This window comes from Pantoea sp. K16 (genome assembly GCF_048452805.1).
GTDB classification, from domain to species: Bacteria; Pseudomonadota; Gammaproteobacteria; order Enterobacterales; family Enterobacteriaceae; genus Pantoea; species Pantoea agglomerans.
This window is the reverse complement of record NZ_JBLWNV010000006.1, coordinates 185,834-200,923: the sequence shown is the minus strand read 5'-3', so window position 1 is coordinate 200,923 and position 15,090 is coordinate 185,834. Positions and strand designations below refer to the sequence as shown.

The window sequence follows — 15,090 nt, the reverse complement described above, 5'->3', positions numbered from 1 at the left end:
CCTTCCGGGTGCTCTATTTTCGGACAACAGGACTCTTTTTTGATGTTATTTACCCTTAAAAAAGTTATCGGCGGGCTGCTTTTACCCCTGCCGTTTCTGCTTTTGCTGATGGCGCTTGGCATTTTACTGCTTTGGTTTACTGGCTGGCAGAAAAGCGGCAAAACCGTGATCTCCGTCAGTTGGCTGTTACTGCTGCTGCTGAGCCTGCAACCGCTGGCCGATCGTCTGCTTTTGCCGCTGGATAGCCGCTATCCGACCTGGAACGGATCAGAGAAGGTGGACTTCATTGTGGTGCTGGGCGGAGGCTACACCTTTAACCCGGCGTGGGCGCCCAGCTCAAACCTGCTGAATAACAGTCTGCCGCGCGTGGCAGAAGGCGTTCGTCAGTGGCAGCGGAATCCGCAGTCGACGCTGATTTTTACCGGCGCAGCGGGCGGCACCAATCCAAAGAGTAGCGCCTGGGTAGCGTCACAGGTGGCGGAAAGTCTGGGCGTTCCCCGCGAACATGTTCAGATTCTCGACCAGCCCCGCGACACCGCGGATGAAGCGCAGGCGGTCAAAACCGTGGTGGGCGATCGCCCGTTTCTGCTGGTCACATCCGCGAATCATATGCCGCGCGCAATACGCTTTTTCCACGCGATCGGGTTGAAGCCAATGGCCGCTCCCGCGAATCAGCTGGCGATTACGTCACCGCTGAATGGATGGGAGCGGGCGATACCCTCATCGATCTGGCTGAGTCACAGCGAACGTGCGGTCTACGAAACGCTTGGCACACTATTGCAACGGCTGAAAGGCGAGGAGTCGGACTCAGCCGAGCCAGGGAAGTAATTGCGCGCGTGCATGGTCAAAACGCGGACGATTAAACGTGCCGGTCTGTACCAGATGCTCAATGCAGTCCCACAGTTGATAAACCCACCGACGCCAGACAAAACCCTCTGAAACCGGCGCCCGTTGCAGGTAGCTGTGCAGCAGCGCCGTTTCTGCAGGCGAGGTATCCAGATGGATAAGATCGTATTCACGGGGTGCCCAGAGGATGGTGCCCGGCTGTGTCATCGCGATTAACTGGTCACTGCGGCTATCTTTCAGCATGCTCTGCAGCTGAACGTTGCCGTGAACCATCACGCAGGGATCGTCGAAGCCGCGAAACAGATGCGCCAGTCGTGCCCGGCAGCGAAACAGAATCTGACGATCTTCCAGCGTAAAGGCTGGAGGACGCAGATAGCTCAGGGTCGCCCATAGCACCTCAACCCGTTGTGCATACCAGGCGGGCCAGCTGTTCTGCTGCGTGCTGTCCACCGTACCGACCAGGCCATGGCTGTCGAGCCGGTGCCAGGCCAGCACTCCCTCGACCACCTGTTCGCAAAACTGTTGCCAGCGCTGAGCATCCCGCGCAGGCGCTTCCGCCGTTACGCCATTCAGTCGCGCCAGCAGGAGCATTTCATGCACCGGCGGCTGCTGGCTCATCACCAGACCATAGACCGCTGGCACGGCGATCAGTCCGGCCTGGCCCAGCAGCGCCAGCTTTCTGGCTTCCATCGCCGCCCGGCCCTGATGACGAAAATATTTCGCCACCACCGGCATGGGGCGCCCGTCCCGATCGTATAACGCATAAAGCCGGGTGGGTGGATGTTCACTGATCATTTCGAGGCGGCTGATGGTTTCACCCAGCGCCAGCGTGAGTTCCGATTTAAGCTGTTCCATGCGGCATCCTCCTCAGATGAGTATCACAATATCCTGAAGGAAGTGTTGGAGATAAGTTTAGCGGCGGATCAAGAACGTTGCGCTGAAACGGGGAGACAGGCTCCCCGCTTGTCAGGCCTGCATGGCATCACGAACGCGTTGCAAATCGTCTGGCGTATCCACACCCACACTGGGAATGGTTTTCGCGACGGCGACATGAATTTTTTCGCCGTACCATAAAACACGCAGTTGCTCGAGCAGCTCAATCTGTTCCAGAGGACAAGGCGCCCAGGCGACATAGCGGCGTATAAAACCAGCACGGTAAGCGTAGATGCCAATGTGGCGCAGCAGCGTATCACCGATCTGCTCGCGCGATGCGGCGTACCGTTCACGATCCCAGGGGATGGTCGCCCGTGAAAAATAGAGCGCGTAGCCATTCACATCCATGACGACTTTCACCGCATTCGGATTAAAGGCTTCTTCCACATCGTTGATCGGCACCGCCAGCGTCGCCATCCCGGCCGCCGACCCCGCCAGATTGGTCGCCACCTGACGCACAATCTCGGCCGGAATCATCGGCTCGTCGCCCTGCACGTTTACGATGATTTCATCATCGGCAAACTGATATTTTTCGATCACTTCCGCCAGTCGCTCAGTGCCAGACTGGTGATCGGCGCGCGTCATGCAGACTTCGCCGCCTGCCGCTTCCACTGCCTGCGCCACGTCGGGATGATCGGTGGCAACAATGACCCGGCTGGCACCCGATTCACGGGCCCGCTCCATTACATGCACGACCATCGGTTTACCGTGGATATCGAGCAGCGGCTTGCCGGGTAAGCGGGTTGACGCATAACGCGCAGGAATGATAGCGGTGAAACTCATGGATGAATCTCTTCAACTGACAGCGTGCGGGCTTCTGTTTCCAGCAGCACCGGAATGCCGTCCCGGACCGGGAAGGCCAGGCCGTCGGGTTTGCAGATCAGCTCCTGTTGAGCATTGTTGAAGTAGAGTTTGCCATTGCAAACCGGGCAGGCAACGATTTCGAGTAAACGATGATCCATATGTCCTCCATCAGGGACCGAATGCTTAAGGATTCAAGCATACCATAGCGCGGCGCGTGCGGGATGGGGTAAAACGCCATCCCGCAGCGGCTGCCGCAAAATTGATTAATCCAGCGTCCACAGGGCTGGCCACTGATCGTTAAGCGCGTCGGGTGCCTGCAGGATAGCGACGCTTTCAGCACCCTGCCACGTCGCAAAGCGTTCGATAGCACGCCGGATATCCACTAAAAATCGCGCCGTAACGCGGGTCTTCTCCTCCAGCCAGATGTTTTTAATCTCCAGCTGTTTTGCCTGACGCAGCATGCGGGCATCCAGCCGCCCTTTTATCTGGCCGCGATGGAGGATGGGCAAAACAAAATAGCCAAATTTGCGTTTTTCCTCCGGGGTATAGCACTCAATACGGTAGTCAAAATTGAACAGCTCCCGCGCACGCTTGCGATCCCAGACTACCGGATCAAACGGCGACAGCAGCGCGCTGTGCGTCGCCTGCAGCGGCGTATCCAGCAACGGCACGTAGTCACGATGCAGCCACATCTCACCCAGTCCCTCTGTATTGACGGCGACCAGATCGCCCGCAGCCTGGGCGTCAGCGATAAAGTCGTTCACGGGTGCCCGCTTCAGGCGGTAGTAATCCGCCAGCCAGGCCGCGCGGAAAACCCCTAAGCTGCGGGCGCTGTTCATCAGCATCTGACGGGTTGCCTCCGCTTCACTGATGCCATGTATCGCATCCTGCCAGTCAGGCATTACGCGGCTGCGCAGATCGTAGACGCGCTGAAAATTACGGCGTTCGGTGACCATAAGCTCACCGGCGCTGAAGAGATTCTCCAGATGACGTTTGTGCGGTTTCCATGCCCACCAGCCTGACTTCGGGTTATCGGCATGGGTAAAATCGGCGGCGCGTACCGGGCCGTTGTCTCTGATCTGCTGCAGTAATTCGGCAATGGCCTGCTGGTGCTCAGCGACCCATTGCGCATTGTATTTCCAGCCCAGACGTTCCGGCGACAGCATGCGATGACGAAGAAGTCGGTAATCGGCACGGGGAATAAAGCAGGCTTCGTGCGCCCAGTACTCAAAGAGTTCGCCCTGTGCCAGAGCCTGTTCCAGCCATGCCTGAGGATAGTTCCCCAGGCGACTGAACAGCACCAGATACGGACTACGGGCCACCACATGAATGGTATCGATTTGCAGCAGCGACATGCGGGAAATGCAGTCAATCAGATCCTGATAAACAGCACGTTTTGCCGGAGTTCGCAGCAGGCCCTGCGCGGCGAGATGAAGGTGGCGTGCTTGCTGTAACGAAAGTGAATGCGTACTGTTCATCCTCTTCCTTATCAGGCTTCACCTGAACGGGGACGGGTATCAGGAAATATGGCGGCAGAGTTGTTCAATGTCATCCAGTAACGGCGTCACGGCATTACCAGTTAAATGGGCATCGACCGGCAAATACCACCAGTCAGGCTGGGCAAAGTGACGGCATTTCACCGCGTCTTTTTCGGTCATCAGCAGTTGCTGCCCCGCCTGGAGTAATCGGGTCAGTTCATCTTTGCTGTAGGCGTGATGATCGGCAAAGGCGATCTCTGCGACCGGCGTTATACCCTGCTGTTTCAGCGTGGTGAAAAAACGCGGGGGATGACCAATACCGGCCATGGCGACTACCGCACCCAGTTGCTCCGGCGGGCAGGTTTCACCGGTCAGCAGACTGGTAGCCAGCCCGGGCTGAAGTTGCATGGCAATCTCGTCGGGCTGTGCTTCGCCGCCGTTAATGATCACGGCATCGACCTGCTGCAGACGATCGGCACGTTCACGCATCGGACCGGCAGGCAACCACCAGCCATTACCAAAACGACGGACCCCATCAACCACCACGATCTCGCGATCGCGCTGCAGGGCGTAATGCTGCAGGCCATCATCCGTGATGATCACATCCAGCGAACCCTGTTTCAGTAACGCCTCAATCGCCCGTCGCCGTTGAGGGGCGACCGCGACCGGCGCCCCGGTGCGCTGGGCGATCAATACCGGCTCATCCCCGGCCTGTTCGGTGGGGGTCTGCGCCGTGACCAGCAAGGGATAGTGGTCCGTCTTGCCGCCATATCCTCGGGAGACCACGCCAGCGCGCAGGCCGCGCTGCTGTAATGCCTCGACCAGCCAGATGACCACCGGCGTCTTTCCATTCCCGCCGGCAGTCAGGTTACCCACCACCACGACCGGCAGGGGCGCACGCCAGCTTTTACGCCAGCCGCGCCTGTAACTTAAGCGTATCAGGGCCGTGATCGCACCATACAGCAGGCTGAATGGCCATAGCAGCAGCCATAGCGGTGAGCGACCACTCCAGATACGTTCAATCATTGGCCGAATTGCATCTTGTGCAGCTGTGCATAGGCACCGCGTTCTGCTAACAGCACCTGATGCGTACCGCGTTCAACAATCTGGCCATCTTCAATTACCACGATTTCATCCGCTTTCTCGATGGTAGAGAGTCGGTGCGCAATCACCAGCGAGGTACGGTTCTTCTGCAACTCATCCAGTGCAGACTGAATCGCGCGTTCAGACTCGGTATCCAGCGCCGAGGTGGCTTCATCGAGGATCAGGATCGGGCAATCACGTAATAACGCACGGGCAATGGCAATACGCTGACGCTGACCGCCAGATAACAGCACGCCATTCTCGCCAATCATCGTATCCAGGCCCTTATCCATTTTATTGATAAAGTCCATGGCATGCGCCATGGTGGCCGCCTGCTCGATCTCTTCACGACTGTATTGCTCACTGCGGGCATACGCGATGTTATTGGCAATGGTGTCGTTGAAGAGGTGCACATTCTGTGACACCAGCGCCACCTGATTACGCAATGAGCGCAGGCTGTACTCACGCAGATCATGACCGTCCAGCAGGATTTCGCCCTGCTGGATATCATAAAAGCGGGTCAGCAGGCTCGCCATCGTAGACTTACCGGAACCGGAACGGCCCACCAGCGCCACCGTTTTTCCTGCTGGCAGCGACAGATTGATATTACGCAGTGCCGGAATTTCACGACCTGGGTAGGTAAAGGTGACATCACGGAATTCAATATCCCCTTTAGCACGGGTAATTTCGCGCGTACCGTTATCTACTTCCTGCTCACTATCCAGAATAGAGAACAGTGTCTGACAGGCCGCCATCCCACGCTGGAACTGGGCGTTGACGTTGGTCAGAGACTTAAGCGGGCGCATCAGGGCAATCATCGAGGAGAAGACCACGGTGATGGTACCGGCTGTCAGGGTATCCATGACGCTGGGGAAGCTGGCGGCATAGAGCACAAAAGCCAGTGCCAGCGACGCGATCAGCTGAATAATCGGATCGGAAATGGAGGAGGCTGAAACGAGTTTCATTCCCTGCTGACGCATCCGGTTACTGACGCGGGAAAAGCGCTCCGATTCAATGTCCTGTCCGCCAAAAATCAGCACTTCTTTGTGCCCTTTCAGCATCTGCTCGGCGCTGGTTGTCACCTGCCCCATAGTGTTCTGCATACTTTTGCTGATGGTGCGGAAGCGCTTAGAAACGGTGCGGATAGCAAAGGAGACGATAGGTGCCAGTACAATCAGGATCAGCGACAGCTGCCAGCTGTAGTAGAACATCATGATAAACAGGCCAATAATGGAAGCCCCTTCACGCACTACGGTGACCAGCGCGCCCGAAGAAGAGGAGGCGACCTGCTCAGAATCGTAAGTAATGCGTGACAACAGGGTGCCGGTTGACTGCTGGTCGAAAAACGAAACCGGCATGCCCATCATATGGCTGAACAGACGGCGGCGGATGTTCATCACGACATTGCCAGAGACCCAGGAGATGCAGTAGCTGGAGATATAACTGGTAACTCCGCGTACCAGCATCAGGCCAATAACCACTAACGGCAGCCACAGCATCACCGATCTGTCAGCTTTACCAAAACCATCATCCAGTAACGGTTTCAACAGTGAGAGCATTAAGGCGTCGCCCGCAGCATTAATAATCAGGGCGACTGAGGCCGCAATTAATCCCGCTTTATTAGGCGCGATCATCGGCCAGAGTCGGCGAAACGTCTGCCACGTAGAGAGATCTTTATCTTGATGCATTATTTATTCACGCTGTTGGAAATAGCCGGCCATTCTACCTGGATTCGCGTTTGACGCCAAACCACTGATGATACCAACGGGGCATTAATTGTTCCCGCAGGGTAGAAACCTGCGCTCTGCCCTGCTCTATCCTGATACTGATTTGTCCTGACTGGCCCGTATCCAGCCACTGAAAACCGGCCGTTCGATAGTTTTCCAGCACATTTTTCGCGGGCATACGCCATGCATTGTAGCGTGCCAGCGAGGCGATAGCGGTGTGGCCTGCGGCTTTACGCAGCAGCAATGAGGTCGACGACGTCCGGCTGCCGTGGTGCGGGACCTGCAGAATATCGACCTTCAGCCCCTGCTTCTCCAGCGCCACCAGCTGGCGTTCCGCTTTCGCTTCAATATCACCGGTTAACATCAGACGAACCTGGCCATCATCGACGATCACCACACAGGAGTCATTATTCCCACCCGGCAGGGGGGCCGTCAGCGGCCAGACCACCCGAAAGTGGAGCTGCCGCCAGCGCCACTGCGTGCCCCGTACGCAGGGTAAGTGTGCCTCATCAGCCAGCGCACTTCTGACTTCAACCGCTGGCCAGCGTTGAGTAATCGCCGCCAGCCCGCCAGTATGATCCAGATGTTTATGACTCAGGATGACCTGTTTTAACCGTAGCTGCCGGCGCTCCAGCCACGGAATGATCACCCGACTCCCCGCATTATCGTTCTGCCAGCGCGGGCCGGTGTCATACATCACGGCCTCGTCGCCCTGGCTGATCACCAGACTCAGACCGTGCCCGATATCCAGCATATCGATTCGCCAGCCCTGCTCCTGTTCTGGCTGGCGACTCAGTATCATTGCCAGCGCTAAGGCGCCGCTGCTTAACGGCAGAGAGAAAAAGAGTTGCGCACGCCAGAGAATCAGACCGCCCCATACCATGACCGTAAACCAGGTTGTGCCACTCAGCGGCCACCAGCCTGGTGGCAGCAACGTCAGGCCATGAAACAGTGCACGTAAAGAGAGATCGGCCGCTCCCCAGAAGAAGCCAGATAAATGCGCCACCGGCAGCAGCAGGGCAAGCGTCACCAGAGGCATGGTAATAAACGAGACGACCGGAATCGCGACAACATTTGCCACCAGCGCAGTCAGGCTGATGCCGTTGAAAATCGCCACCTGCAACGGCACCATTAAAATCATCATGCCCGCCTGTAAATGCAGCAGTTGTACCGGAATCCAGCGCCGTTGCCGACGGAACAACGCAGGCAGCGGGAACCAGTGATACCAGACCAGCAGCATGCCGACAGCCAGTACCGAGAGCCAGAAGCTGTCTGAGAGCACGGTCAGCGGGTCGGTTACCAGCAGCAACGCAATACAGAACGTCCAGACCTGCCAGCTATTCAGCTGAACACCCGCAAACCGTGTTATCGCCCAGAGCGTCAGGGCAAGCAGCGAACGCTCTGCGGGAGGCTGTGCACCGGAGAGCCAGGTATAGATTGCAGCAAACAGCCAGCTCACGATGAGGGGGAAAAGATAGCTGATATAACGGGCTGGCAAGATAAATTGCACCCCACGCGCAATCATCCAGCCGGTGCTGGCGGCCAGGGCGATATGCATGCCCGATATCGCCATCAGATGCGCGGTACCGGTATCCCGCAGTAGCTGACGCGTCTGCTGGCTCATCTCATCCCGAATGCCAAAAGCCAGTGCCTCCAGCGTTGCACGTGCAGGCATTGCACGGGTCCTGTCACGATGCCATAAAATAAATCGCCAGCGGCTATCACAGCGATCGCTTACCGCAGTCTGCTTAAGGATTCGTCCCTGAAGCGGCGTATTATTAGCCAGTGCAAAACGCTGCGCATCGAAATCACCCTCATTAAGGCGGGCATGTACCGGTCGCAGACGCAGTTTCATCGTCCAGCGTTGTCCTGGACAGTAGACCTCCGGATCAGCATCAAACCAGATCCAGGCAAAGCGAGGCGGAAAAATCATCCTGCCCTCCTCTTTCAGCAGACGAACCCGGATTTGCTTCCGCTCTTTCCGCAGTTCACTGATCTGAAGGGTGTAGGTGGCAGGACGCGCCGAGAACTTTTCGATATCCCGCACCATCAGACGGGCGTCGTTACAGGCCCATGCCAGAAACAGCAGAGTAATACCGGCCAGACGGACGGGTTGGTAAGGGCAATGCAGCAGAGCCAGTCCTGTGAGGAGGAAGCCCCACATCACCTCACCGGAAGGCAGCCGGGCCATCAGCATTAGCGGTAACGTTGCAACGATCGCCAGTCGCGCCAGAACGGTCCATGTCAGCATAATCGTATCCATTGAATCAGTTCGATTATTCTGGGCAAAGGAGATGAAAGTAACAGCGGATGATCAGGCAGGCTGGAGCGCTCTCACAAAGAGAGTGCGGTGTTGCAGTGTTGATGACAGCAATCCGGATGTCAGGTCTGAGCCTGAATCGCAGGCAAAAAAAAACGACATCCGGAGATGTCGTTTATCTGGTTCGGTATCGGCTTAGCCGTAGATATTTGCGCGATCGCGCAGCTCTTTGCCTGGCTTAAAGTGGGGAACGTATTTACCTTCCAGATCCACTTTGTCACCCGTTTTCGGGTTACGTCCAGTACGCGGAGCGCGATAGTGCAAAGAAAAGCTGCCGAATCCCCGGATTTCGATGCGTTCGCCCTGTGCCAGCGTAGTGGCCATGTGCTCAAGCATCTCTTTTACTGCATCCTCAACGACTTTCGCCGGTATATGAGTATGCTGTCCCGCCAGTCTTTCGATCAGTTCTGACTTGGTCATGTAACCTCCGGTTTATCCCTATGGGAATGTATGACAGCTTTTACCGAAACCGGGTGGTTGCCCACCCGGTGCTTCAGGCCGATTACTCGCCTTTAGCCGCTTTGAACGCTTCAGCCATAGCGCTAGAGAAATTGCCTTCTTCCTGTTTGGTGTTAACAGTATTGATAGCTTCTTTCTCATCAGCCTGGTCTTTCGCACGGACAGACAGGCTTACGACACGGTTTTTACGATCAACGCCGGTGAACTTAGCTTCAACGTCGTCGCCAACGTTCAGAACCAGAGTTGCATCTTCAATGCGGTCCAGTGAAGCTTCAGAAGCGCGCAGGTAACCCTCAACGCCGTCTGCTAATTCAACTGTAGCACCTTTAGCATCAACTGCAGTCACTTTACCGGTGACGATGGCACCTTTCTTGTTCAAAGTGATGTAGTTGTTGAACGGATCTTCTGCCAGCTGTTTAACGCCCAGAGAGATACGCTCGCGCTCTGCATCAACCTGCAGTACAACGGCAGCGATTTCGTCGCCTTTTTTGTACTCACGAACGGCTTCTTCGCCAGTCGCGTTCCAGGAGATGTCAGACAGGTGAACCAGACCGTCGATGCCGCCATCCAGGCCGATGAAGATACCGAAGTCAGTGATTGACTTGATTTTACCTTCAACACGATCGCCTTTGTTGTGCGTCTCAGCGAACAGCTGCCATGGGTTAGATTTACACTGCTTCAGACCCAGGGAGATACGACGACGCTCTTCGTCAATGTCCAGAACCATAACTTCAACCACGTCGCCTACGTTAACAACTTTAGACGGATGGATGTTTTTGTTGGTCCAGTCCATTTCAGACACGTGTACCAGACCTTCAACGCCTTCTTCGATTTCCACGAAGCAGCCGTAATCAGTCAGGTTGGTAACACGACCGGTCAGGCGAGTGCCTTCCGGATAGCGTTTAGCGATAGCAACCCATGGATCTTCGCCCAGCTGCTTCAGACCCAGAGAAACACGGGTACGCTCGCGGTCGAACTTCAGCACCTTAACGGTGATTTCGTCGCCCACGTTGACGATTTCGCTTGGATGCTTAACGCGTTTCCATGCCATGTCAGTGATGTGCAGCAGGCCATCAACGCCGCCCAGATCAACGAATGCACCGTAGTCAGTCAGGTTCTTAACGATACCTTTGACTTCCATGCCTTCCTGCAGGTTTTCCAGCAGCTGATCGCGCTCTGCGCTGTTTTCGGATTCGATAACCGCACGACGTGAAACCACGACGTTGTTGCGTTTCTGATCCAGCTTGATCACTTTAAATTCAAGCTCTTTGCCTTCCAGGTGCAGCGTATCGCGCACCGGACGCACATCTACCAGTGAACCTGGCAGGAACGCACGGATACCGTTGAGCTCAACTGTGAAGCCGCCTTTAACTTTGCCGTTGATAACACCGGTAACAGTTTCAGCGTCTTCGTAAGCTTTCTCCAGCGTGATCCATGCTTCATGGCGCTTAGCTTTCTCACGGGACAGCAGGGTTTCACCGAAGCCGTCTTCCACTGCATCCAGAGCAACATCAACTTCGTCGCCTACCTGGATTTCCAGTTCGCCGGCTGCGTTCTTGAACTGCTCTGCAGGAATTGCAGATTCAGATTTCAGACCCGCATCAACCAGAACGACATCTTTGTCGATAGAAACGACGATGCCACGAACGATAGAACCCGGGCGGGTTTCGATTGTTTTTAAGGATTCTTCAAATAGTTGAGCAAAAGATTCAGTCATATTGATAATCTTCAGGATTCTTCAATTTAACGTCCATCTGACTTCATGTCGGATGGGGTTGTTTCACATGCCCGGCACCGGATCCATGGTACAGGGTGGTAGATTCAGTTAAGCCGTAATACCCAGCTTCTCGCGGGCATATTGTAGCGCTTTTTCAATGACTTGATCGATAGACATCTCGGTAGAGTCCAGAACCAATGCATCGCCAGCGGCTACTAAAGGCGCAATTGCGCGATTACGATCGCGGTCGTCGCGTTCTTTTATCTCGGCTAAAAGGCGGTCAAAGTTAACATTAAAGCCATTATCCTGCAACTGTAGCATACGGCGCTGAGCACGCTCTTCCGGGCTGGCATCAAGGAAAATTTTCACTGGCGCATCCGGAAAAACTACGGTGCCCATATCACGGCCATCAGCAATCAGGCCAGGCATCTCGCGGAAACCGCGCTGGCGGCGCAATAATGCTTCGCGTACCCGGGGAAAAGCGGCAACACGAGAAGCGGTGTTGCTGACCTCCTGAGTACGGATTTCACCGGTGACATCTTCACCTTCAAGTATGACCTGCATTTCACCATTTTGTGACACAAAGCGCACATCCAGGTGAGCGGCAATCGGCACCAGCGCCTCTTCAGATTCAATCTCCACCTGATGATGCAATGCGGCCAACGCCAGCACGCGATAAATAGCACCGGAGTCCAGCAGATGCCACTGCAGCGATTCCGCCATCGCTTTGCACAGGGTTCCCTTTCCCGCTCCACTTGGCCCATCAATAGTTATGACCGGGGCAGTTACTGTCATTATTCCCTCCTGTTGCTGCGTGCTTCCTGACCTTTCGGTCACCATTAATGACTAGCATTATACGCTGCATAGCACGGCTTGGTTACCCTTTCGCACTGATCAGGTTCGTAATCTTAGTCAATTCAGAGGATCTCTGGCCTGTTACAGCCAGATAAAATCAGGGGAGTTCCGGTGCGAACCGCACCGGAAGGGGAGATATCAGGCGCTCTGGCTGATTTTAGCCAGTTGAACGAAATAGTCCGGGAAGGTTTTTGCAGTACAGCCAGGATCGAGAATGGTCACCGGGGTATCAGAAAGTGCAACCAGAGAGAAACACATCGCCATGCGGTGGTCATTGTAGGTGCCAATATCCGCATGAATCAGCGTCGCTGGCGGCGTAATAAGGATGTAGTCATGACCCTCTTCGACTTCTGCCCCGACTTTACGCAGCTCTGTGGCCATTGCGCTCAGTCGATCGGTCTCTTTTACCCGCCAGTTATAAATATTGCGTAACCGGGTGGTGCCCTCTGCAAATAGCGCCGTAGTCGCGATGGTCATTGCAGCATCCGGAATATGGTTCATGTCCATATCAATGGCCTGCAGTTTGCCGGCCGTACAGGCAATGTAATCATCGCCCCACTCAATCGTCGCGCCCATCTTTTCCAGCACGTCAGCAAACCGGATGTCACCCTGCACACTTTGGCGTCCAATCCCGGTGACGCGAACCGTGCCGCCTTTTATAGCGGCAGCGGCCAGGAAATAGGAAGCGGAAGAGGCATCGCCTTCAACCAGGTAATCACCCGGCGACTGATACTGTTGCTGTCCCTTGATCAGGAAGCGCTGATAGTTCTGATTCTCAACCTCGACGCCAAAGCACTGCATCAGATTGAGGGTAATATCGATGTAAGGTTTCGACACCAAATCACCTTTGATGGTGATGCAGGTATCCTGCTGTGCCAGCGGCGCGGTCATCAGCAGCGCGGTCAGGAACTGGCTGGAAACGCTGCCATCCACACTGACTTCACCCCCGGTAAAACCACCGCGTAAACGCAGCGGCGGATAGTTTTCGTTTTCCAGGTACTCAATGGTTGCTCCGCCCTGACGAAGTGCGTCAACCAGATGCCCGATTGGACGCTCTTTCATGCGGGGTTCGCCGGTCAGTTCGATATCGTGCTGGCCCAGACAAAGCGCCGCGGCCAGCGGACGCATTGCGGTTCCTGCATTGCCCAGAAACAGTGACAGCGGTTGAGATGCGTGCAGTGGCCCGGCATTTCCCGTCACTTCACACAGGGTGCGATCGCTGGAAAGCGTATAGCTTACACCAAGCGCGGTCAGCGCATTCAGCATGTGCTTAACGTCGTCGCTGTCGAGCAGGTTGGTAAGACGGGTTGTACCTTTAGCCAGAGCAGCCAGCAGCAATGCACGATTGGAAACGCTCTTTGAGCCGGGCAGATTTACCGTGCCGTTGACGCGCGCAATCGGTTGGAGAGTCAGGGAGTCCTGCATGTGAAACGAAATCCTCAAAAAATACAGAGACCTCGCCGTGTGACGAGGTCTGGCATCAGCATCAATGCTGATATCTTAATAATCAGCCGTGACGGCGTTCAAAATCGACCATGAAATCGGTCAGGGCCTTCACACCTTCCAGCGGCATCGCATTATAAATAGAGGCGCGCATACCGCCTACTACACGATGGCCTTTAAGCGCGTGTAATCCCGCCTTAAAAGACTCTTCCAGGAACAGCGCATCGAGTGAAGCATCGGCCAGCTGGAAAGGGATGTTCATGCGTGAGCGGTTTTCTGTTGCCACATCATTACGATAGAAGCCACTGTGATCGATTACGCCATAAAGCAGGTCAGATTTTGCCTGATTGATACGATCAATTTCAGCGACACCGCCCTTCTCTTTCAGCCATTTAAACACCAGCCCTGAGAGATACCACGCAAAAGTCGGCGGGGTGTTAAACATCGAATCGTTATCGGCCAGCACTTTGTAATCGAGGATTGAGGGCACAGAGGCGTGCGCCTGACCCAGCAGATCTTCGCGAACGACAACCAGCGTTAATCCGGCCGGGCCCACATTTTTCTGCGCACCCGCATAAATCACACCGTAACGACTCACATCGATAGGGCGTGACAGAATGGTGGATGAGAAATCAGCAACAACGGTTTTACTGCCAAAGTCGGGCTGTTCGTCAATCGCGATGCCATCAATGGTTTCATTCGGGCAGAAATGCAGGTAAGCGGACGTCTCACTCACCTCCCATTCGCTCATCGGCAGGATGGCTCGTTTACCGTCGCGCGTTGTTTTGACATCAAGCGTGCGTGGGGAACAAAACTTTTCCGCTTCTTTTATTGCGCTATGCGCCCAGTAACCGCCATCAACATAGTCGGCACTGGTCGCTTTACCCAGCAGATTTCCCGGTACGGCAGCGAACTGCGCACGCGCCCCACCATGACAGAATAAAACTTTGTAATTCGACGGTATTTTTAGCAGATCACGGAAGTCCTGCTCCGCTTCTTCAGCCACCTGAATAAACTCTTTACTGCGGTGACTGATCTCCATTACAGAGGTACCCAGACCGCGCCAGTTCGTCAGTTCCTGTTCTGCACGACGAAGGACTTCAACCGGTAGCATCGCCGGGCCAGAGCTAAAATTATAAACTTGCGTCATTTCCCCTCACCACTGTCATATCGAACGGTTATGAATAACCATCCGGTTTTATCACTGCATTCTGATAGCTGCAATCATAAATCAGGGAGCGGTCACATTTTCTGAATCCGGCTCGCCGGAGGTTATGTTACCAATGCAAATCTGCGCGGAATTTTGTGAGGCTTTATCCAGCGCCATTAATTCGCGTTTGGCCTGAGAGCAGAAGTGATGAAAACTAAGCCGGTAAAGTAAGCCGGTAAAAATGTCCCGCCCTGATAGCGGTCTGTTAGCAAAAT

The 15,090-nt window shown here is 55.1% G+C and carries 13 protein-coding genes; 1 reads left to right on the top strand and 12 read right to left on the bottom strand.

Annotated elements, in window-relative coordinates:
* Positions 1-42 precede the first annotated feature (42 nt).
* Positions 43-828, top strand: coding sequence for an envelope biogenesis factor ElyC (gene elyC, locus ACK13D_RS10085; RefSeq protein ID WP_111533582.1), 786 nt, complete (start codon positions 43-45; stop codon positions 826-828).
* Here the strand turns inward: elyC and ACK13D_RS10080 are convergent.
* From ACK13D_RS10080 to serC, 12 genes are all read right to left on the bottom strand, one after another.
* Positions 808-1,701, bottom strand: coding sequence for a fructosamine kinase family protein (locus ACK13D_RS10080; RefSeq protein ID WP_033771276.1), 894 nt, complete (start codon positions 1,699-1,701; stop codon positions 808-810). The genes elyC and ACK13D_RS10080 overlap by 21 nt on opposite strands.
* A gap of 111 nt (positions 1,702-1,812) precedes the next feature.
* Positions 1,813-2,562 carry a 3-deoxy-manno-octulosonate cytidylyltransferase gene (gene kdsB, locus ACK13D_RS10075; RefSeq protein ID WP_191919020.1) on the bottom strand — a complete coding sequence of 250 codons (750 nt, stop codon included), beginning with the start codon at positions 2,560-2,562 and terminating at the stop codon, positions 1,813-1,815.
* Complete coding sequence (locus ACK13D_RS10070) at positions 2,559-2,741, bottom strand: Trm112 family protein (RefSeq protein WP_003849374.1); 183 nt, start codon at positions 2,739-2,741, stop codon at positions 2,559-2,561. Before ACK13D_RS10070 ends, kdsB begins: the two co-directional genes overlap by 4 nt.
* Before the next feature lie 105 nt (positions 2,742-2,846).
* On the bottom strand, positions 2,847-4,061 hold the full coding sequence (locus ACK13D_RS10065) for a winged helix-turn-helix domain-containing protein (RefSeq protein WP_187494368.1): 1,215 nt from the start codon (positions 4,059-4,061) through the stop codon (positions 2,847-2,849).
* Positions 4,062-4,100: 39 nt separating this feature from the next.
* Positions 4,101-5,087: a tetraacyldisaccharide 4'-kinase gene (gene lpxK, locus ACK13D_RS10060; protein ID WP_346465214.1), complete on the bottom strand. Its 987-nt coding sequence runs from the start codon at positions 5,085-5,087 to the stop codon at positions 4,101-4,103.
* Positions 5,084-6,832 carry a lipid A ABC transporter ATP-binding protein/permease MsbA gene (msbA, locus tag ACK13D_RS10055; RefSeq protein WP_010669759.1) on the bottom strand — a complete coding sequence of 583 codons (1,749 nt, stop codon included), beginning with the start codon at positions 6,830-6,832 and terminating at the stop codon, positions 5,084-5,086. Before msbA ends, lpxK begins: the two co-directional genes overlap by 4 nt.
* Before the next feature lie 34 nt (positions 6,833-6,866).
* The gene (locus tag ACK13D_RS10050) at positions 6,867-9,122 is read right to left on the bottom strand and encodes a DNA internalization-related competence protein ComEC/Rec2 (protein WP_418796274.1); all 2,256 of its coding nucleotides are present in this window, start codon (positions 9,120-9,122) and stop codon (positions 6,867-6,869) included.
* A gap of 204 nt (positions 9,123-9,326) precedes the next feature.
* A complete protein-coding gene (gene ihfB / locus ACK13D_RS10045; protein WP_003849360.1) occupies positions 9,327-9,611 on the bottom strand; it encodes an integration host factor subunit beta in 285 nt (94 codons plus the stop codon).
* Positions 9,612-9,693: 82 nt separating this feature from the next.
* The gene (gene rpsA, locus ACK13D_RS10040; RefSeq protein WP_003849352.1) at positions 9,694-11,367 is read right to left on the bottom strand and encodes a 30S ribosomal protein S1; all 1,674 of its coding nucleotides are present in this window, start codon (positions 11,365-11,367) and stop codon (positions 9,694-9,696) included.
* Positions 11,368-11,475: 108 nt separating this feature from the next.
* Positions 11,476-12,162 (bottom strand): (d)CMP kinase, encoded by a 687-nt coding sequence (cmk, locus tag ACK13D_RS10035; protein WP_010254946.1) that lies wholly within the window; start codon positions 12,160-12,162, stop codon positions 11,476-11,478.
* A gap of 198 nt (positions 12,163-12,360) precedes the next feature.
* The gene (gene aroA / locus ACK13D_RS10030) at positions 12,361-13,647 is read right to left on the bottom strand and encodes a 3-phosphoshikimate 1-carboxyvinyltransferase (RefSeq protein ID WP_033766826.1); all 1,287 of its coding nucleotides are present in this window, start codon (positions 13,645-13,647) and stop codon (positions 12,361-12,363) included.
* An 82-nt stretch (positions 13,648-13,729) separates the two neighbouring features.
* Positions 13,730-14,815, bottom strand: coding sequence for a 3-phosphoserine/phosphohydroxythreonine transaminase (gene serC / locus ACK13D_RS10025; protein ID WP_033757140.1), 1,086 nt, complete (start codon positions 14,813-14,815; stop codon positions 13,730-13,732).
* Positions 14,816-15,090 lie beyond the last annotated feature (275 nt).